We start from the raw sequence: 19,032 nt of genomic DNA on the forward strand, positions 1-19,032 counted from the left end.
CACACAGCAATGACATGTCGCACAAGGATAAGGCCCATGACTCAATCACTCTTTGGCAATCTGTTTGGCAACGGCAATGCTCATGCCTTGCTGCAGGAACAACTGCGCCAGTTGACTGGTGCAACCCGCACCCTGGCTCAGGGGATCCAACAAGGCAAACAATCCGCCCAGCTAGAGCTGGACACGCTCACCGGCCCTCTCAAGGAGCTCTGCCAGGAGTTCAATGCCGTACTGGGGCTGCTGGGAGATCGCCTTGGCAGTGCGCTCGCCGCCCGCGAGGCCAATCAGGCGCTCTACGAAGAAAACCTGCGAGTGCGCAAGGCGCTGGATGGTGCCTCGACCAATGTGATGATCGCCGATACCAATTTGAACATCGTCTACATGAATGAAGCCGTGCTGGCCATGCTGGGACTGGCAGAGTTGGATATTCGCAAGGATCTGCCGAGCTTCGACGTCAGGCACCTGATGGGCAAGAACATCGATACTTTCCACAAGGAGCCCTCCCACCAGCGCAACATGCTGGCCAAGCTGGACAAGACCTACCGCACCCAGATCACGGTCGGAGGCCGCACCTTCTCCCTGATCGCCAACCCCGTTTTCAATGACGGTGGCGAACGGCTCGGCTCCGTGGTGGAGTGGGCCGACCGCACCAAGGAGATCGCCATCGAGAATGAAGTGAAAGCCGCCAATGCCGCCGCCAAGCAGGCGGCCGCCGAAAGTCTGCGAGTCAAGAAGGCGCTCGACGGGGCCAGCACCAACGTGATGATCGCCGATACCGACCTCAACATCATCTACATGAACGAAGCTGTCAGGGAAATGCTGGGCCAGGCCGAAACTGACATCCGCAAGGAGCTGCACCACTTCAACTCGGCCAACCTGATGGGCGCCAACATCGACAGCTTTCACAAGAATCCGGGCCATCAACGCAGCATGCTGGCCAAGTTGAACAACACCTATCGTACCCAGATCATGCTGGGGGGACGCACTTTCGCCCTCATCGCCAACCCGGTATTCGGCGACGATGGCGAGCGGCTGGGCTCCGTGGTCGAGTGGTCGGATCGCACCAAGGAGGTCGCCATCGAGCGGGAGATGTCGGAAATCGTCCAGTCCGTCATCAATGGCGAACTGCACCGCCGCATGGACCTCACCGGCAAGAGCGGCTTCTTCCAGAACCTTGGGGAGGGGATAAATCGTATCGCCGAGGTGATCGACACCAGTCTCAACGACGTGATCAGGGTGGTTCAGTCACTGGCGCGCGGGGATCTGACCCAGCACATAGAGGCCGATTACCCCGGCGTATTCGGCACGACCAAGGACTCCCTCAACCAGACCATCGTCTCGCTCACCAATATAGTGACCGAGGTGCTGGGGGCATCCGACAACCTCTCCAGCGCCGCCGAGCAGGTCAGCGCCACCGCCCAGTCCATCAGCCAGTCCAGCAGCGAGCAGGCTTCCAGCATGGAGGAGACCAGCGCCTCCATCGAGCAGATGAGCGCCAGCATCAACCAGAACACCGACAACGCCCAGGTTACCGATGGCATGGCCAGCAAGGCGGCCAAGGAGGCGGTAGAAGGCGGCGAGGCGGTCAAGCTCACGGTCGATGCCATGAAGCAGATTGCCAAGCGCATCGGCATCATAGATGACATCGCCTACCAGACCAATCTGCTGGCCCTCAACGCCGCCATCGAGGCGGCCCGGGCCGGCGACCACGGCAAGGGTTTCGCCGTGGTGGCCGCCGAGGTTCGCAAGCTGGCGGAGCGCAGCCAGGTAGCGGCCCAGGAGATTGGCGAGCTGGCCTCAAGCAGCGTCGACATGGCGGAGAAAGCGGGACGCCTGCTCGATCAGATGGTGCCCTCCATCAACAAGACCTCGGATCTGGTGCAGGAGATCAGCGCCGCCTCCGCAGAGCAGTCAACCGGCGTCAGCCAGATCAACATCGCCATGAACCAGTTGAGCCAGGTGACCCAGCAGAACGCATCCTGCAGCGAAGAGCTGGCCGCCACCGCCGAGGAGATGAGCAGCCAGGCCGAACAGCTGCAACTGGCGATGGAGTTCTTCACCCTGGAGCGGCACAAGCTCAATGCCGGCCAGAAGGTGGCAGCCTCCCGCACCGGCCCCCGCGGCCGCTTCATGCTCGAGAACAATGCCGCAGAGGGTAATGGCAACTTGCCCCGGCCCCACAATGACGGTGACTTTGTTCGCTTCTAACCCGGATGCGGGTGAGTGGAACTCACCCGCATCCCGTTTGTTTCGGGAGTCCTTCCGTGTATCAGACCCAGTTGCATGATGATGAATTTGCGCAGTTTCAACGCTGGATCCACCAGACGGCGGGGATCGATCTGTCACCGGCCAAGAAGGCCCTAGTCGCCAGCCGATTGTCAAAACGGCTCTGTTACTATGAGCTGGAGAGCTATGGCGACTATTTCAGCCTGATCATGCACAACCGCGGCAGTGAACTGCAGATTGCGCTCGATCTGCTCACCACCAACGAGACCTACTTTTTTCGCGAACCCAAGCACTTCGAGTTTCTCGGGACCAAGGTGCTGCGCCAGTTGCCAAAAGAGCGGATGGTTCGGATCTGGAGCGCAGCCAGCTCTTCCGGCGAAGAGCCCTACAGCCTGGCCATGACCCTGGCCGACCATCTGGAGCTGGGTAACTGGGAAGTGATCGCCTCGGATATCTCGACCCGGGTGCTGGAACAGGCGAGAACGGGGCTCTATCCCATTGAACGGGCCCACAACATCCCGCTGCCATTGTTGATGAAGTACTGCCTGAAGGGGGTCGGCTTTCAGGAGGGCACCTTCATCATCGATCGCAAGCTGCGCGAGAAAGTGCAGTTTTACCATATCAACCTGAATCAGGAGTTGCCTGACATCGGGCTGTTCGACGTCATCCTGATCCGCAACGTGATGATCTATTTCAACCGGGAAACCAAGGGACAGGTGCTGCAGCGACTGGTGCCGCGCCTGAGAAAAGGGGGCTATCTCATCGTCAGTCACGCCGAGAGCCTGAACGGCCTGCCCCACGGCCTGCAACTGGTATCCCCTTCCATCTATTTGAAACCTTGAGTTTTTTCAGTATGAAAGAGGTCATGCTGCAACCGGGCGAGTTCTTCTTTGGACAGGATGACGCCATCATCCGCACCCATCTTGGCTCCTGCGTGGCCATTACCATGTGGCATCCGGAGCAGAAGCGAGGTGGCATGTGCCATTACATGCTGCCCAGCCGCGGCCACAGCGCACCGAGTCTGGACGGTCGTTATGCCGATGAGGCAATCCAGCTGTTTATCCACGAAATAGGCAAGCACCCCGCCCCCATCCATGAATACGAGGTCAAGCTGTTTGGCGGCGGCAACATGTTTATAGAACAGCAAACGCTCAACACCATGAATGTGGCCATCAAGAACATCAAGGCGGCCTGGCAGCTGACCCAGCACCTGGGCCTGACCATCAAGGCCCATCATCTTGGCCATGCGGGACACAGAAGTCTGATTTTCGAGCTGGCCAACGGCAATGTCTGGGTACGTCATCATCGCTTGCCACACCGCTAAGGGGGACGGGAATGAAACAGATAAGAGTCATGCTGGTGGATGATTCCGCCGTGGTGAGGCAGGTGTTGCAGGCCATTCTCGAGCAGGAGCCCGATATCAAGGTGATTGCCACCGCCTCCGACCCGCTGTTTGCACAAGAGAAACTGAAGAAGGAGTGGCCAGACGTGATCGTGCTGGACGTGGAGATGCCACGTATGGATGGCATCACCTTCCTCACCAAGATCATGGCCGAGCACCCCACCCCAGTGGTGATCTGCTCCTCCCTGACCGAGAAGGGGGCGGAAACCACGCTGCAGGCGATGGCCGCCGGCGCCGTCGACATCATCACCAAGCCCACGGTCGGTCTGAAAAGCTTTCTGCAGGAGTCGGCGCAGGAGCTGGCCATGGCGGTGCGCGCCGCCGCCCAGGCCAATGTCAGACGCCAAGTCAGAACCCAGTCCACCACGGTCGCCCCCAAGCTCAATGCCGACGCCATCATGGCGCCGGCCAGCCAGCATGCCATGGCCCAGACCACGGAGCGGATCGTGGCGATCGGCACCTCCACCGGCGGCACCCAGGCACTGGAGGCCGTGCTGACTACCCTGCCCCGGGTCTGCCCCGGCATCGTCATCGTGCAGCACATGCCGGAGAAGTTCACCGCCTCCTTTGCCGAGCGGCTCAACAACCTGTGCCAGATAGAGGTGCGGGAGGCCAGAAGCAATGATCGGGTGATTCCCGGGCTCGCGCTCATCGCCCCCGGCGGCAAGCACATGCTGCTCAAGCGCAGCGGCGCCTACTATCACGTCGACGTGATGGACGGCCCCCTCATCAACCGCCACCGCCCTTCGGTGGACGTGCTGTTTCGCTCGGTGGCCAAGTTTGCCGGCAGCAATGCCACCGGCATCATCATGACCGGGATGGGGGATGACGGTGCGCGCGGGCTGCGCGAGATGCTGGAAGCAGGCGCCAATACCTTTGCCCAGGATGAGGCCTCCTGCGTGGTCTTCGGCATGCCCAAGGAGGCCATCAAGCTCGGCGCCGCCCGCCATGTCCTGCCGCTGCAGGATATCCATCACGCCATCGTGGGACGCTAGCAGACAGATGAGGTGACACAGCTCGGCCTGACCGGGCTGTGTTGTTTCAATGCGGCATGTCGTCGAGCAGAGCGAACAGGCGATCAATCTCCGCCGAGGTGTTGTAGTGCATGCAGCCTATTCGCAGCACACCGTCGCTCACCCCCAGCTGCTCCACCAGCGCCAGCGCATAGAAGTGGCCGGCCCAGCTGCACACCTGATGCTGCCCCAGAAACTCGGCCATCTCGGCTGGGCTATGACGACTTGAAGTGAGGGCGAAGGTAGGAGTGCGCCCCTTGCTGCCCTGAATGCCGTGCAGGGTGAACCAGGGGCGCTCGGCCAGCCTGGCCAGCAGATGATCGCTGAGCTGCCGCTCATGGGCCTGGCTGCGGGCAAACGCCAGATCGAGGCGAGCTTCCAGCTCGTGTTCGGAGCCGTCCAGCCCGGACAAGGAGGCCAGATACTCTACTGTCGCTTCTACTCCCGCCAGCGCCTCCCAGCTCTGGGTACCGGTTTCCCACTTGTAGGGCGCCACATTTTTGGCCGGTTCAACCTTGTAGGGGGTGAAATGCGCCAGGTGGCGATGCTTGCCGAAGAGGATGCCGAGGTGCGGGCCGAAAAACTTGTAGGCGGAGCAACCGAGGAAGTCGCAATCCCAAGCCTGCACGTCGATGCGCTCATGGGGCGCAAAGTGCACCGCATCTACGTAGAGCAGGGCACCCACCCCGTGCACCGCATCGGCGATACGCGGAATATCGACCAGAGTACCTGTGGTGTTGGAGGCCGCTGTTACCGCCACCAGCCGGGTTTTGGGCCCGAGCAGGCTGAACAGATGCGCATAGTCCAGTCCGCCGGTCGTCACATCTACTCTTGCCTGATGCACTACCACGCCGCGATCCGCTGCCGCTTGCTGCCAGCTGGAGACGTTGGAGTAGTGATCGAGCGCGCTGACGATGATCTCGTCCCCCGCCTGCCACTCTCTGGCCAAGGCACGACTCAGCGCAAAGGTCAGGGTGGTGAAGTTGGCGCCGAATACTATCTCTTCAGCCCGCTCCGCCCCCAGCAAGGCCGCCACCGCCAGCCTGGCCCGCAGGGCCTGCTGCTCGGTCGCCCTGGCCGAGAAAAAGGGGCCGCCCAGATTGGCGTTGAAGCGGCCGAGGTAATCGGTCATGGCCGTGAGCACGGCGTGTGGTACCTGGGCCCCGCCGGGGCCGTCAAAAAAAACGGGGGTTTTGCCTTCAACCAGCTGATTGAGAGCGGGGAACTGGCCGCGCAACACGGCGATATCAAGAGCCTGCATAGGAGAAGTCCACAATCCATGTTAACAGTTGAATAACATGGCGAGAGTAAAATGCAGCAGCAGCAATGTCCATCAGTGAAGCGGTCAGCCATCACACTTACAAAATAAGGTGAATTTTTCAGTATAAAACGCTGCCTGATGGCAACCGGCTGGTGCGACACCTCGCCTCGCCACCATCCTGATCAATGCCAGACAGCAGCAGGGAAGTCGTTGATAAGCGTGAAAAATGAGCGACAAATATCAAAAAATGACCGAATGATACTTTTTTGTCGCCAGATATGCCCGCAAGGGGTTCACAAAGAGCGAAGATCTGATAGTATGCGCCTCGCACTTGGGGAGGGGTTCCCGAGCGGCCAAAGGGATCAGACTGTAAATCTGACGGCTCTGCCTTCGAAGGTTCGAATCCTTCTCCCTCCACCATTCAAGTGCAACAATCAGGAAAATACCCCGTGGAGGGGTTCCCGAGCGGCCAAAGGGATCAGACTGTAAATCTGACGGCTCTGCCTTCGAAGGTTCGAATCCTTCTCCCTCCACCATCTTCCTGAACAATTTGTGTAGTACCCCTGTGGAGGGGTTCCCGAGCGGCCAAAGGGATCAGACTGTAAATCTGACGGCTCTGCCTTCGAAGGTTCGAATCCTTCTCCCTCCACCATCATTCAAGAAAACCCGGCCTAGTGCCGGGTTTTTGCTTTTCACGCATCTATCCATTTGACACTGTCAGATCTGACAATTGCCTGTGGGCCCGCTTTTGGAAACAGTATTGCCATATCGTTCAAGGACATGACCATGTTTGAGATCTGGGATGAAGCAGGGCAGGCGAAAGGATTGAACCTGCAGCAGTTGCAGCAACGGCTGACCAGCTACCGGGGTGAGGTGATGGTGCGTTATATCAACCGCATCGGCTTGCCGACTACCCTGTTCCTGACGGTCGACAAGGGCCTCGCCTATCAGCGTTTCAAGGCAGACACCCCCTTGCTCGACTGGGACTGGCTGGCACAGGCCATAGAGCCAGAACAGCGCAAAACCCCATTGCTGCCGCTTGAGGCCGTTGCCCGCTGAGAGTCAGCGCCCTCGATACCGTTACATGCAGAAATGAATTCAATATCGGTATTTATTTTAAAAATTCTGTCCAAGACTTTTACCACAAACTACTCACTATAGCTGGCCATGCGGCGGGATATATCTTCTCAACCAGGCAGCACATTTCTTTAATCCCCCCCATCATTATCCCTGCGAAATATCCCGCCAAACTATGAACCAATGAAAACAATCTTGATAAAATACATCGAAAGCTCGCCATCAATATTTTTGGTCAGTCACCAAGTCTGTTTCTCATAAACATTCTATTTTCCCCTCCCCTGCTGGCCTGGTTGATGACCCCAGAGGGAACGCCACCCAAGCCCTGCCGACTTTGCTCTGCTCAGGTGGTGAGCAAGGCAGGCCGGCTAGCGGGTAATCCAATGAATGGCAACCCTCACCAACACCTTGGCATCAGCAGTTTGAGCGCCCAATTTTTACCAAATCATGCTGACCTGCCATACAGCGTTGAAATGCTTGTTCAAGCCGACATTTAGGCGCTGTTATTTAATACCAGCATCCGGTTAGCTTCCCTGCATTATCACATGCTGTCAGGAAGTATTGATTTTATATAAAAAATACATTTCATAGAGGCACATAAATATATCCATCCGGCTAACTCACCCATATTATCAGAGAATTCCTACAGAACATTCCGCGCTCCCTCCGCTATTATCCACGGCCATATCCGTCAACAGGTGAGTGCCGTGTTTGCATTTCAAGAAGAGTACCCAATGAGTGACATGGCAAGCATCGCGGCCGCCGAGCCTGCTGTGCCGTTTTATCAGCCGATCATCGGTCGGGATCATCAGGTCAAGGGTTATGAGGTGCTGGCCAGACGCTGGGAGCCGGCCCAGCAGAGCTATCAGGGCATCGACTTCGCCTCCCTCAGTGAGGAGCAATCCCTGCATCTTGATGTCGTCATGCTCAGGGCCATCATGCGGGATCTGCCGACCCTGGCGCAGGCCGGACCCTATTTTCTTTCCATCAATCTCAACCCGACCCTGAGCAGCCCCACCTATCAGAACCTGTTGCTGCTGGTGTTGATGCAGGCGCGCAAGCTGGGGATCGAGATCTGGTTCGAGGTGCTGGAGCACGCCCCGCTGCACCCTCCGCATCGGGCGCTGATCGAGGTGCTGCGCGAGCACGGTGCCCACATCGCCTGCGACGATTTTGGCACCCTGGCCTGCAACTTCCAGCGAGTGATGGCGCTACCCTACGAGATCATCAAGCTGGATCGCTCCCTGCTGCTGCAAGCCAGCAAGACACCCCATGCCCTGCGCATGCTGACCGGTCTGGTGGAGTACCTGCAGCGGCTTGGCATCAAGGTGGTGTGCGAAGGGGTCGAAACCCTGCAGCACATCGAGACAGCCAACCGGCTCGGCTGCGACTATCAGCAGGGCTACGCCTACGCCATGCCTTCCCCCCTCTCCCGCTGGGCCTGAGCGGCCCATTTTACCCGTCGACTCGCGCCGGGGATGATTCCCTGCCAAATTGCATGATGCGGTGAGGGCGAGTACAATCTCGCACCCCGTTTATCCGGCCGATGCCGGGTATGCCGTGACCGGGTGGCGGTGTGAGTATCCACTCCCGGCGCAGCTCAACCCATACGACGCCATCAGGTGGCGCCGTCCTGATTTGCAATCAGACATAAGAGTCCGACATGTTTAAACCAGAATTGCTCTCCCCCGCAGGTTCCCTCAAGAACATGCGTTATGCCTACGCCTATGGCGCCGATGCCGTCTATGCCGGCCAGCCCCGCTACAGCCTGCGGGTGCGCAACAACGAATTCGATCACGAGAACCTGCAGCTCGGCATCAACGAAGCCCATGCCCTCGGCAAGCAGTTCTACGTGGTGGCCAACATCCAGCCCCACAACTCCAAGCTCAAGACCTTCATCCGCGACATGCGCCCCGTGGTGGAGATGAACCCGGATGCGCTGATCATGTCCGACCCCGGTCTCATCATGATGATGCGTGAAGCCTTCCCGGACATGCCCATTCACCTCTCGGTGCAGGCCAACGCGGTCAACTGGGCTACGGTGAAGTTCTGGCATCAGATGGGCCTGACCCGTGCCATCCTCTCTCGCGAGCTGTCGCTGGACGAGATCGAAGAGATCCGCATGCAGGTCCCTGAGATGGAGCTGGAAGTGTTCGTCCATGGCGCCCTGTGCATGGCCTACTCCGGCCGCTGCCTGCTCTCCGGCTACATCAACAAGCGCGACCCCAACCAGGGCACCTGCACCAACTCCTGCCGCTGGGAGTACAAGGTGCACGAGGGTAAAGAGGACGAGGTGGGCCAGATCGTCCACCGCCAGGAGCCCATCGCCGTGCAGAAGGTCGACCCGACCCTGGGTGCCGGCAAACCGACCGATGCGCTGGTGCTGCTGGAAGAGTCCAACCGTCCGGGCGAGTACATGAGCGCGTTCGAGGACGAGCACGGCACCTACATCATGAACTCCAAGGATCTGCGCGCCGTCGAGCACGTGGAGCGGCTGACCAGGATGGGCGTCCATTCGCTCAAGATCGAAGGCCGTACCAAGTCCTTCTACTACTGCGCACGCACCGCCCAGGTCTATCGCAAAGCGATCGACGATGCGGTTGCCGGCCGGCCGTTTGACCGCAGCCTGATGGGCACCCTCGAAAATCTGGCCCACCGCGGTTACACCGAGGGCTTCCTGCGCCGTCACAACCACAGCGAATACCAGAACTACGACTACGGCTACTCGGTCTCCGACACCCAGCAGTTCGTCGGCGAGATCACCGGTCGCAACGGCGACATGGTGGAAGTCGAGGTGAAGAACAAGTTCCTGGTGGGCAACAGCCTGGAGCTGATGACCCCGCAGGGCAACCTCAGCTTCAATCTGGAGCAGATGCAGAACCGCAAGGGCGAACTCATCGACACCGCGCCGGGCAACGGCCACGTGGTCTACGTACCGGTACCGAAGGAAGTGGACGTGAACTACGGCATCCTGCTGCGCAACCTCGGCGAGCGCGAGGACACCCGTCAGCCCCACTCGGCCGCCTGAGATGTCCCTGCTCATCACCGACAAGTGCATCAACTGTGACATGTGCGATCCCGAGTGTCCGAACCAGGCCATTAGCCTTGGCGAGGAGATCTACGAGATCGACCCCAGTCGCTGCACCGAGTGCGTCGGTCACTACGAGAAGCCGACCTGCATCAGTGTCTGCCCTATCGACTGCATCATCTGGGATCCCGCTCACGTGGAAACCGAAGAGCAGCTGATGGAGAAGTTCGTGCGGATGCACCGGCAGTAACATCGGTAATCTGCAGGTCGCAACAACATCATAAAAAAAAGCCCCGCATGCGGGGCTTTTTCACGTTTGGCTCTCACGGCACCTAGACGTATTCCATAAAGACCCGGGAGGTGAGCTTGGTGATGAGCTCGTAGGGAATGGTGCCGATCTGGTCGGCCACCCGCTCCACCGGCAAGCCCTCACCCCACAGCACCGCCTCGTCGCCCGCCTTGTCGGTGGCGCCGGGGCCGAGATCCACCGTGGTCATGTCCATGGAGACCCGCCCCACCAGGGGTACGATGCGGCCATTGACCAACACAGGCGTGCCGTTGGGGGCCATCCGTGGATAACCGTCGCCGTAACCGATGGCGATGACCCCGAGCCGGGTATCGCGATCCGACACCCAGTTGGCGCCATAGCCCACCGGCTCGCCCGCCTTGTGATCCCGCACCGCAATCAGTTGTGTCTTGAGGGTCATCACCGGCTGCAGGTCGTAATCCGCCGCCACAGTATTGGGGAAGGGCGAGACGCCGTAGAGGATGACGCCCGGGCGCACCCAGTCGCAGTGGGAATCCGGCCAGGCCAGGATGCCCGCCGAGTTGGCCATGGCCCGCTCGCCCTTGAGCGGCGCGGTCAGCTGGCTGAACAGGTCGATCTGCTCGCGGGTGGTGGGCTGCTCCAGCTCATCGGAGCGGCTGAAGTGGGTCATAATGTTGAACGGCTGCACCACGTTCTTGCACTTGCCGAGCCGCTCGATAAAGGCAGGCATCTCGTCGGCCCGTACCCCGAGCCGGTGCATGCCGGTGTCGAGCTTGAGCCAGGCCACCACGGGGGCAGGCAGCTCGGCCTGCTCCAGCGCTTCGAGCTGCTCCCAGGTGTGCACCGCGGTCTGCAGGTTGTTGGCCGCCAGCACCGGCAGGTCGGCCGCGCTGAAGAAGCCCTCCAGCAGCACGATGGGCTTGACCACGGCGCAGGAGCGCAGCATCAGCGCCTCTTCGATGCGGGCCACCGCGTAGGCGTCCGCATCCACCAGGGTGCGGGCGACCGGCAGCAGACCGTGGCCATAGGCGTTGGCCTTGACCACCGCAATGATCTTGCATTGGGGAGCGTGGCGTTTGACCACGGCGAGGTTGTGGCGCAGGGCCGCTGTATTGATTTGGGCGATAGCCGCTTTCATCTGTTTTCCCTTACGAGGGCATGATAACGCGCCAACGCGTCAGGCACCGGGTGGTGTCAGCCCTCAAATGTCATCGTCTAAGGCCGGACCGGCAGAATTGTCGAACCGGGAAAACTGTTTATGGATGCCGGGAGCAGGCTCCCGACTTAGTAGTCATCATCAAACGCAGGGCCTGCGTAGTTGTCAAAGCGCGAGAACTGGCCCTGGAAGGTGAGGCGCACACGACCGATGGGGCCGTTACGCTGCTTGCCGATGATGATCTCGGCGATCCCCTTGTCGGGGCTGTCGTCGTGGTACACCTCGTCGCGGTAGATGAACATGATCAAGTCCGCATCCTGCTCGATGGAGCCGGATTCCCGCAGATCCGAGTTGACCGGGCGCTTGTCGGCCCGCTGTTCCAGGCTTCGGTTGAGCTGGGAGAGCGCAACCACAGGGCACTGCAGCTCTTTCGCCAGCGCCTTGAGGGAGCGGGAGATTTCACCGATCTCCAACGTACGGTTGTCGGAGAGGCTGGGCACCCGCATCAGCTGCAGGTAGTCCACCATGATCATGCTGATGCCACCGTTGTCCCGCGCCACCCGACGGGCACGCGAGCGCACTTCGGTCGGGGTCAGGCCGGAGGAGTCGTCGATATACATCTTGCCCTTCTCCAGCAGCAGCCCCATGGTGGAGGAGAGACGGGCCCAATCCTCGTCGTCGAGCTGACCGGTCCGCACCTTGGTCTGGTCGATGCGCCCCACCGAGGCGAGCATACGCATGATGATCTGCTCGGAGGGCATCTCGAGGGAGAAGATCAGCACCGGCTTGTCGGCGGTGAGCGCCGCGTGCTCGCACAGGTTCATGGCAAAGGTGGTCTTGCCCATGGAGGGACGGGCCGCGACGATGACCAGATCCGAGCGCTGCAGGCCGGCGGTCATCTTGTCCAGATCGTTGTAGCCCGACGAGACGCCGGTCACCCCGTTGTGGGGGGTTTTGAACAGCTCTTCAATCTTGTCGACGGTCTGCTCGAGGATGAGCTTGAGCGGCTGGGGGCCCTCGTTGGCGCTGGTGCGCTGTTCGGCGATCTGGAACACCTTGCTCTCGGCAAGATCCAGCAGATCGTTGGAGGTGCGGCCCTGGGGCTCGTAACCCGCTTCGACTATCTCGTTGGCGACCGAGATCATCTCCCGCACCACCGCCCGCTCACGCACGATCTCGGCGTAGGCGCTGATGTTGGCGGCACTCGGGGTGTTCTTGGCGATCTCCACCAGATAGGCGAAGCCACCGGCCTCTTCCAGTTGCTCGGAGCGCTCGAGCTCCTCCTGCAAGGTGATGAGGTCGATGGGGTTGCCCGCGTTGGAGAGGCGGGTCATGGCCTGGAAGATCAGGCGGTGCGGGCGGCTGTAGAAATCCTTGTCGATCACCCGTTCGGCGACCCGATCCCAGGCCTCGTTGTCCAGCATCAGGCCGCCCAGTACGGACTGTTCGGCCTCAAAAGAGTGGGGAGGTACTTTCAGCTGTTGTGTCTTGGCGTCTTTTTTCGCCGTCACTTGCTCTGCCATACACATAAAAACCGCAGCGGGAAGGGGACGGGAATTTTACAAAAGAAACCCCGCCATCGCGAGCGCAAATACGCGCTGTTCACTTCTCTGTGGCCCAACCGCCCTCCTGTTGGTTGCTGCCATCGCCTCCTGATGTCCGTTGCCGCGCAAAACGGGGCTCAAACCACGATAAAGGGCCAGACCAGGGTCAGTTCACCCTTGCTCTGTCTGGTTTTGCTGCGCAGTTTGCGCTCCTTGCGGCTCAACCGTCTGTTTTTCATGGGACACACTCCTGCCATTGACACCCACACGACGTGGTTCTTCGTTCATGAATAATTCATGCCAATCATGGTACATATCGGCCCAAGCTGCGACACATTTAGGGACATGCAGCCTGCCATGCGCCTCGCTGAGCTTGCCAAAGCAGAGCATGCCCCACCCACAGACGAGAGTGAAAAGAGTCAAAATGAAAAAGATGCTGACCCTGTTTGCCGTGATCCTGGCCATTGGCCTGGGGGCACCTCACGCCGAAGCCAAGAAGTTTGGCGGCGGCAAATCCTTCGGCAAGAGCTACAAGACGGCGCCGGCCCAGCCCGCCGCCAAGCCGGTCGACACCAAGAACCCCACCGTGGGCGCCCAGACCCCGCCGAAAAAGAGCGGCATGATGGGTGGTCTGCTGGGTGGCCTGCTGGCCGGCGGCCTGTTCGCCTACCTGCTGGGCAGCGGTGCCTTCGAAGGCCTGCAAGGGATGGACTTCCTGCTGATCGCCCTGCTGGCACTGGGCGGCGTATTCCTGTTCCGCACCCTGCGCAAGGGCAAGATGGCGGCATCGCAGCAGCAACAGACGGCCTATGCCGGCTATCAGCCGCCCCAGAGTGCGGCTCCCCAGCAGTTCGAGCAGAACCACAGCGCCCCGCAGGCCACCGGTTTCGCCGACAGCGATGTGCCGTTCCGCCTGCCGCCAGGTTTTGACATGAACGGTTTCCTGGCCGGCGCCCGCGATCACTACCGCACCCTGCAGGAAGCCTGGAACAAGAACGATCTGGAGAAGATCCGCGAATACGTCAGCCCCGAGCTGTTCGAGCAGCTCAAGGCCGACCGCGCCGAGCTGACCGGTGAGCAGCACACCGAGGTGATGTATGTGGATACCCAGCTGGTGCGCGCCGACTACGGCAGCGACTGGGCCCAGGTGAGCGTGCGCTTCAGCGGCCGCTACATGGATCGCCAGGAGCAGGTCGAGGAGGACATCAAGGAGGTGTGGCACCTCGAGCGCAACCTGGCCAAGGACAATGCACCCTGGCACATCGTCGGCATCGAGCAGCTGTAAGCTCGACCAGCCAGTGATGACGGATAAAGGCGGCCTGCGGGCCGCCTTTGCTTTTTGGAGGTCGCTGAAGCCCCTTGTAGTGGCTAGGAGATTGAGGTGTGATTGTGTAGTATGTCCGACCTTTTTTTGTTCAATTGAACCTTCACGAGGCGTGGTACATGGTGTTCCCCTTTCTGCGTAGCAGCAACATGCCTCGTCTCCTGGCCAGCCTGCTCTGCTGCGCCACCCTGATCCTCATCTCCCTTGCCACCCTCTACTGGCAAACCTGGTCGATGACCCGGCAGCAGGCCCAGACCGCCGCCGAGCGCGCCATCACGCAGATCGACAGCGCGCTCTCCCATTCGACCCAGGCGGCCAGGGCGGCCCTGCCACTGGCCAGCCGCCCCTGTCGCGAGGTGGCCCGCGAGCTACGGGTGCTGGTCGCCACCTCCCCCTATGTGCGCTCGATCAACCTCTCCCGCAACGGCCGCCTCTACTGCTCCTCCATCTTCGACGAGATCGATCTCGAGGACCGGCTGCAGGACGATCGCCACGAGCGGCTCAGGCTGGAGGCCGTGACCCGGCTCGGACGCAAGCCGTCGCTGCTGTTTTATCACCTGAGCGAGGGGAGCAACGCCGTGGTGGTCGCCATCAACCCCTATCACCTGAGCAAGCCGCTGCAGTGGCGCCTCGCCGGGGCGAACAGCTGGGTACAGATAGGCGAGCAGTGGCTCGACCTGCGTGGCAAGGTGCATGATGGCCAACCCCCCAGGCTGCGGGGCTTCAACTACCGGCTCGACTCGGCGGCATTCAACTACAGCCTCAATCAGGGATTTCTGCTGAGCGCCGTGCTGACCACCACCCTGCAAAAACAGAGCACCATCATACTGCTGATCCTGCTCCTGGGAGGGCTGGCCGGCCTCGCCACCTACCGCTGGTGGAGCCATATCTCGACCCCGACCCAGGAGCTCAGACGCGCCATCATCAAGCAGGAGTTCGTCCCCTATCTGCAACCCATCGTCGTCAGCCAGAGTGGCCAGCTGCACGGCTGCGAGGTGCTGATGCGCTGGCAGCATCACAGCCAGGGGCTGATCCGACCGGATCTCTTCATCCCGCTGGCGGAGGAGAGCGGCCTCATCATCCTGATGACCCAGACCCTGATGCAGCAGGTGCGGCTGCAGTTCGCCCCCCATGCGGCAGCGTTGCCACCCCGCTTCCACTTCAGCTTCAACATCTGTGCCCGTCACTGCCAGCAGCTGAGCCTGGTGGATGACTGCCGCACCTTTCTCGCCGCCTTCGCCGCCAACGAGGTCACCCTGGTGCTGGAGCTGACCGAGCGCGAGCTCATCACCCCCAACCAGCTCACCGGGCAGCTGTTTGACGAGTTGCGGCAGATGGGGGTCAGGATAGGGCTGGACGACTTTGGTACCGGCCACTCCAGCCTCACCTATCTGCAGCAGTTTCACGTGGACTATCTCAAGATCGACCAGAGCTTCGTCGCCATGATCGGCACCAACGCCCTCTCCCGCCACATTCTCGACAGCACCATCAATCTGGCGACCCGGCTGGGGTTGAAAACCATCGCCGAGGGGGTCGAGACCCGGGAGCAGGCCGACTTTCTCACCGAGCGTCACGTCGACTATCTGCAGGGTTATCTCTATGGCCGCCCGCTCACCCCGCAACAATTTCTGCAGCGGCTGAACATCATTTCAACACCCTGAATCCCGCCCGGGCACGGCAGGGTTGCATCACCCGCCGTGCTGATGGAAAATCCCCGCCGCGCCCCTGTCCTGCTGCGCAAAATCACGCAAACGTTTATTTGCTTTATTAATGTGCAGTAGCTCAAAGGAATCAGCTCTGTTTATTTCCAATTATTACTTTTTGCCTAGAATCGCCACACTCCTGTCATGCAGGAACGATATACAGGACTATAACAACAAGAGGAATATTACCGATGAAGAAGACGCTACTGGCCGTCACCGTCTCAATTACCCTGTTCGGGCTGACCGCCTGCAATTCAGAAAACAGCAGCAAGGAACATATTCCGCTGGATCTGACCATTGCCCACATCAATGATACCCACGCCCACCTCGACCCGACCGAAAATGCCCTGGCGATCCAGCCGAGCGGGCAGGAGCTGTTCAAGTTCAACGCCAAGCTGGGCGGCTATCCGCGTCTGAAGTTCAAGCTGGACGAGCTGCGCAGCCAGGCGGCCAGCGAAGGCCGCAACTTCATGGTGCTCAACGGTGGTGACGCCTTCCAGGGCACCCTCTACTTCACCCAGTTCAAGGGGGAAGAGGAGTCCCGACTGCTCTCCGACATGGGTATCGATGCCATGGTGCTCGGCAACCATGAATTCGATCTGGGCAACCAGGCAATTAAAGACTTCGTCTCACGGGTGAATTTCCCGGTATTGGCTTCCAATATGGTGAAATCCAGTAGCGCCACCCTGAAGGACAGCGAGAATATTCACGAATATGTCATTAAGGAAGTCAATGGCGAGAGCGTGGGTATTTTCGGACTGGTGCTGGAAAATATGCATGATATTTCCTCACCGGACAAAGACACCCAATTCCTGCCGATGATTGAGACCGCCCAGAAAATGGTCGACACCCTCAAGTCCAAGGGTGCCAACAAGATCATCATGGTCACCCATATCGGCCTGCAAAATGACCAGGCGGTCGCCAAGGCTGTCAACGGCATCGACCTGATCGTCGGCGGTCACTCCCAGACCTTCCTCGGCGACATCACCGAGCTCAACAGCATCGGCTACACCGCCCACAACCAGAACCCGGCCGACGACAACACCTATGCCCAGATCGTCAACAACCCGGACGGTGGCAAGACTTGTATCGTGCAGGCCGGCGAATGGGCCAAGGGCTACGGCCTGGTCAACGTCTCCCTGAGCAAGGAAGGCGAGCTCACCAAGTGTGAAGGGCGCAACACCCTGATGACCGGCGACGACTTCACCAAGGAAGTGGCCAAGAAGAAGGTGCCGCTGAGCGGCACCGAGCAGACCAACGTGGTCGACTTCATCAGCAAGTCTCCGGTCATCGAGATCGTGCCGGAAGACACCGCCATGCGCGACGTGATCGACACCGAGTACAAGCCGGCCGTGGCCGAGCTCGAGGCCAAGATCATCGCCGACGTGCCGACCAAGCTGCCCCATGTGCGCGTGCCGACCACCCCGGACGGCGCCGGCCTCATCGATCCCCTGGTGGCCGAGTCGCTCTACTGGAAGCTCAACAAGCTCAACACCAAGGTGGACTTCACCATCCAGAACGCCGGTGGCGTGCGTGCCGACGTGAACGCGGGCCCGCTCTCGGTCGGTTACGTGATGGGGACCCTGCTGCCGTTTGGCAACAAGATCGCCGCCTTCAACCTCAAGGGCAAGGACGTGCGTGCCACCCTGGAGTACGCCGTTGACTACTCCATCGGTCTGGAGACCGGGATCGCCGCCTCCAGCGGTGCCTTCCCCTACGTCGGCCACCTGAGCTACACCTATGACGGCAAGCTGGCCAAGGGCTCCCGCATCACCAAGCTGGAGATGCTGGACGCCAACGGCCAGTGGCTGCCGCTGGATGACGAGAAGGTCTACCGCGTTGGTGCCAACACCTACATCGCCTCCGGCAAGGATGGCTACAGCGGTCTGCTCAAGCGCGAAGAGCTGCCCAACAAGGGTGACTACGTCGACTCCGGCGTGGGCGAGAACGAGATGTTCATGGAGTACGCCGAGTCCCAGGGCACCCTCAATCCGCTGCCCTATGCGACCGTGACCTACTACAAGCCCTGATCCGGCTCACAAGCTGTTGCAACGGCGCCTGAGGGCGCCGTTTTTATGGCATACTCCCCGCCAATCGATGCCGAGGAGACCTTTTGATGGCGAAGTACGACAAGATTTCCCCCGAGACCCAGCAGGAGGCGATGAAAATTGCCCGCGCCAACCAGAAACCGGGACAGACCAAGGAGCAGACCCAGCTGATCGCCCAGGGGATCCAGAAAGGCATAGACGAATACAAGAAGCAGATGAAGGCGCGGGCCCGCGAGGCCAATCGCCAGAAAAAACTGCAGGCCAAGGCCAAACAGTCTCACCCAGCGCAGCAGGATGAGGAGCAGGACGACATCGTCGAACTGGTGGAAGTAACCCGCCAGCATCCCCTGCCCTGGCTGCTGCAGGGATTGAGCTGGCTCGGCTTTGCCGCCTGGTACTGGCTGCGCTGAGACGCCGCCGGCAAACCTTTGCCTGGGATCTTCTTCACAGCCCGGGCCCTTGTGGCTGGTCATCCCGGCTGCGGGCTGATTAAATCCCGCCACTGCTGTTTACCCCCTTTTTCAGGATACCCGTTATGAACCCGGCTCCCCTCTACCTGTTGGCCCCCCTGGTGCTGTTTATCGTGACCCTGCTGCTCTATCGCATCTCGCCGCTGCGAGCGGTCGCGGCCGGCAGTGCCCGCTGGTTCATCCTGCCCGCCTTCACCCTCTTCATTCTGCTCATCATCATCAATGGTGCGGCAGACCCGAGCCTGCGCAACCCGGCCTTCCACTGGCTGATGCCGGGGCTCGGCTTTGCCCTCAGTCTGTTTCCGGCCCTGCCCAAGGCACTGGTGCCGCGCCTCGCCATCAAGGAGGGAGCCTTCGCCGCCCTCGGCCTGATGCTGATGAGCCTGGCCATGGTCTACTGACCGGCTGGCCGCTGCCGTTGCCATGACTCAAGGGGCGCTCTGTGACGAGGGCCCCTTGTACAAACAATGGCTTGCAGGCATCTTGGTGAAAGGATCGCCAGCAAGGAGGCC

Annotated in this window: 16 protein-coding genes and 3 tRNA genes; 16 read left to right on the forward strand and 3 right to left on the reverse strand. The window is 60.4% G+C overall.

What is annotated here, in order from left to right:
• Positions 1-36: 36 nt before the first annotated feature.
• From G5134_RS10010 to G5134_RS10025, 4 genes are read left to right on the forward strand one after another with little or no spacing between them, the layout of a single operon-like run.
• Positions 37-2,208, forward strand: coding sequence for a methyl-accepting chemotaxis protein (locus G5134_RS10010; protein WP_065017464.1), 2,172 nt, complete (start codon positions 37-39; stop codon positions 2,206-2,208).
• 56 nt (positions 2,209-2,264) lie between these two features.
• Positions 2,265-3,068: a CheR family methyltransferase gene (locus G5134_RS10015; RefSeq protein ID WP_010634880.1), complete on the forward strand. Its 804-nt coding sequence runs from the start codon at positions 2,265-2,267 to the stop codon at positions 3,066-3,068.
• An 11-nt stretch (positions 3,069-3,079) separates the two neighbouring features.
• Positions 3,080-3,550, forward strand: a complete 471-nt coding sequence (cheD, locus tag G5134_RS10020; RefSeq protein ID WP_005303792.1) for a chemoreceptor glutamine deamidase CheD — start codon at positions 3,080-3,082, stop codon at positions 3,548-3,550.
• A gap of 11 nt (positions 3,551-3,561) precedes the next feature.
• Entirely contained in the window at positions 3,562-4,623 is a 1,062-nt protein-coding gene (locus G5134_RS10025; protein WP_010634881.1) for a protein-glutamate methylesterase/protein-glutamine glutaminase, read from the forward strand.
• Positions 4,624-4,669: 46 nt separating this feature from the next.
• On the opposite strand, the gene G5134_RS10030 is transcribed toward G5134_RS10025, so the two are convergent.
• Positions 4,670-5,902 carry a cysteine desulfurase-like protein gene (locus G5134_RS10030; protein WP_065017463.1) on the reverse strand — a complete coding sequence of 411 codons (1,233 nt, stop codon included), beginning with the start codon at positions 5,900-5,902 and terminating at the stop codon, positions 4,670-4,672.
• 335 nt (positions 5,903-6,237) lie between these two features.
• Here G5134_RS10030 and G5134_RS10035 point away from each other — a divergent pair.
• The 7 genes from G5134_RS10035 (at position 6,238) to G5134_RS10065 (ending at position 10,257) form a co-directional block, all read left to right on the forward strand.
• A tRNA-Tyr gene (locus G5134_RS10035) sits at positions 6,238-6,322 on the forward strand.
• Between the two features lie 31 nt (positions 6,323-6,353).
• Positions 6,354-6,438: transfer RNA gene (locus G5134_RS10040), tRNA-Tyr, on the forward strand.
• A gap of 31 nt (positions 6,439-6,469) precedes the next feature.
• Positions 6,470-6,554: transfer RNA gene (locus G5134_RS10045), tRNA-Tyr, on the forward strand.
• A 134-nt stretch (positions 6,555-6,688) separates the two neighbouring features.
• Positions 6,689-6,961, forward strand: coding sequence for a hypothetical protein (locus tag G5134_RS10050; RefSeq protein ID WP_005303800.1), 273 nt, complete (start codon positions 6,689-6,691; stop codon positions 6,959-6,961).
• A 725-nt stretch (positions 6,962-7,686) separates the two neighbouring features.
• A complete protein-coding gene (locus G5134_RS10055) occupies positions 7,687-8,424 on the forward strand; it encodes an EAL domain-containing protein (protein ID WP_065018695.1) in 738 nt (245 codons plus the stop codon).
• Positions 8,425-8,642: 218 nt separating this feature from the next.
• Positions 8,643-10,007 (forward strand): tRNA 5-hydroxyuridine modification protein YegQ, encoded by a 1,365-nt coding sequence (gene yegQ, locus G5134_RS10060; protein ID WP_005303943.1) that lies wholly within the window; start codon positions 8,643-8,645, stop codon positions 10,005-10,007.
• Position 10,008: 1 nt separating this feature from the next.
• Positions 10,009-10,257 carry a YfhL family 4Fe-4S dicluster ferredoxin gene (locus G5134_RS10065; protein ID WP_005303946.1) on the forward strand — a complete coding sequence of 83 codons (249 nt, stop codon included), beginning with the start codon at positions 10,009-10,011 and terminating at the stop codon, positions 10,255-10,257.
• A gap of 82 nt (positions 10,258-10,339) precedes the next feature.
• Here the strand turns inward: G5134_RS10065 and alr are convergent, their stop codons facing one another.
• Positions 10,340-11,413, reverse strand: a complete 1,074-nt coding sequence (alr, locus tag G5134_RS10070) for an alanine racemase (RefSeq protein ID WP_065018694.1) — start codon at positions 11,411-11,413, stop codon at positions 10,340-10,342.
• Between the two features lie 146 nt (positions 11,414-11,559).
• A complete protein-coding gene (gene dnaB, locus G5134_RS10075; protein WP_010673258.1) occupies positions 11,560-12,954 on the reverse strand; it encodes a replicative DNA helicase in 1,395 nt (464 codons plus the stop codon).
• Between the two features lie 445 nt (positions 12,955-13,399).
• Here dnaB and G5134_RS10080 point away from each other — a divergent pair, with 445 nt between their 5' ends.
• The 5 genes from G5134_RS10080 (at position 13,400) to G5134_RS10100 (ending at position 18,921) form a co-directional block, all read left to right on the forward strand.
• Positions 13,400-14,260 (forward strand): Tim44 domain-containing protein, encoded by an 861-nt coding sequence (locus G5134_RS10080; protein WP_005303956.1) that lies wholly within the window; start codon positions 13,400-13,402, stop codon positions 14,258-14,260.
• A 158-nt stretch (positions 14,261-14,418) separates the two neighbouring features.
• The gene (locus tag G5134_RS10085) at positions 14,419-15,960 is read left to right on the forward strand and encodes an EAL domain-containing protein (RefSeq protein WP_065018693.1); all 1,542 of its coding nucleotides are present in this window, start codon (positions 14,419-14,421) and stop codon (positions 15,958-15,960) included.
• A gap of 233 nt (positions 15,961-16,193) precedes the next feature.
• Entirely contained in the window at positions 16,194-18,032 is a 1,839-nt protein-coding gene (locus G5134_RS10090; RefSeq protein ID WP_010634889.1) for a bifunctional metallophosphatase/5'-nucleotidase, read from the forward strand.
• A gap of 86 nt (positions 18,033-18,118) precedes the next feature.
• Complete coding sequence (locus tag G5134_RS10095) at positions 18,119-18,460, forward strand: DUF2956 domain-containing protein (protein WP_421231989.1); 342 nt, start codon at positions 18,119-18,121, stop codon at positions 18,458-18,460.
• Positions 18,461-18,585: 125 nt separating this feature from the next.
• A complete protein-coding gene (locus tag G5134_RS10100; RefSeq protein ID WP_005303968.1) occupies positions 18,586-18,921 on the forward strand; it encodes a hypothetical protein in 336 nt (111 codons plus the stop codon).
• The last annotated feature ends 111 nt before the right edge of the window (positions 18,922-19,032 follow it).

Origin of the sequence: Aeromonas sp. 600276, from assembly GCF_049175815.1 — a bacterium.
GTDB classification, from domain to species: Bacteria; Pseudomonadota; Gammaproteobacteria; order Enterobacterales; family Aeromonadaceae; genus Aeromonas; species Aeromonas dhakensis.

Bases quoted from the DNA above. Each gene is read 5' to 3' on its own strand.
- cheD (WP_005303792.1), top strand. From the start codon at position 3,080: ATGAAAGAGGTCATGCTGCAACCGGGCGAGTTCTTCTTTGGACAGGAT.
- G5134_RS10100 (WP_005303968.1), top strand. From the start codon at position 18,586: ATGAACCCGGCTCCCCTCTACCTGTTGGCCCCCCTGGTGCTGTTTATC.
- G5134_RS10030 (WP_065017463.1), bottom strand. From the start codon at position 5,902: ATGCAGGCTCTTGATATCGCCGTGTTGCGCGGCCAGTTCCCCGCTCTC.
- G5134_RS10095 (WP_421231989.1), top strand. From the start codon at position 18,119: ATGGCGAAGTACGACAAGATTTCCCCCGAGACCCAGCAGGAGGCGATG.
- G5134_RS10080 (WP_005303956.1), top strand. From the start codon at position 13,400: ATGAAAAAGATGCTGACCCTGTTTGCCGTGATCCTGGCCATTGGCCTG.
- G5134_RS10010 (WP_065017464.1), top strand. From the start codon at position 37: ATGACTCAATCACTCTTTGGCAATCTGTTTGGCAACGGCAATGCTCAT.
- G5134_RS10085 (WP_065018693.1), top strand. From the start codon at position 14,419: ATGGTGTTCCCCTTTCTGCGTAGCAGCAACATGCCTCGTCTCCTGGCC.
- G5134_RS10025 (WP_010634881.1), top strand. From the start codon at position 3,562: ATGAAACAGATAAGAGTCATGCTGGTGGATGATTCCGCCGTGGTGAGG.
- alr (WP_065018694.1), bottom strand. From the start codon at position 11,413: ATGAAAGCGGCTATCGCCCAAATCAATACAGCGGCCCTGCGCCACAAC.
- G5134_RS10065 (WP_005303946.1), top strand. From the start codon at position 10,009: ATGTCCCTGCTCATCACCGACAAGTGCATCAACTGTGACATGTGCGAT.
- yegQ (WP_005303943.1), top strand. From the start codon at position 8,643: ATGTTTAAACCAGAATTGCTCTCCCCCGCAGGTTCCCTCAAGAACATG.
- G5134_RS10090 (WP_010634889.1), top strand. From the start codon at position 16,194: ATGAAGAAGACGCTACTGGCCGTCACCGTCTCAATTACCCTGTTCGGG.
- G5134_RS10050 (WP_005303800.1), top strand. From the start codon at position 6,689: ATGTTTGAGATCTGGGATGAAGCAGGGCAGGCGAAAGGATTGAACCTG.
- dnaB (WP_010673258.1), bottom strand. From the start codon at position 12,954: ATGGCAGAGCAAGTGACGGCGAAAAAAGACGCCAAGACACAACAGCTG.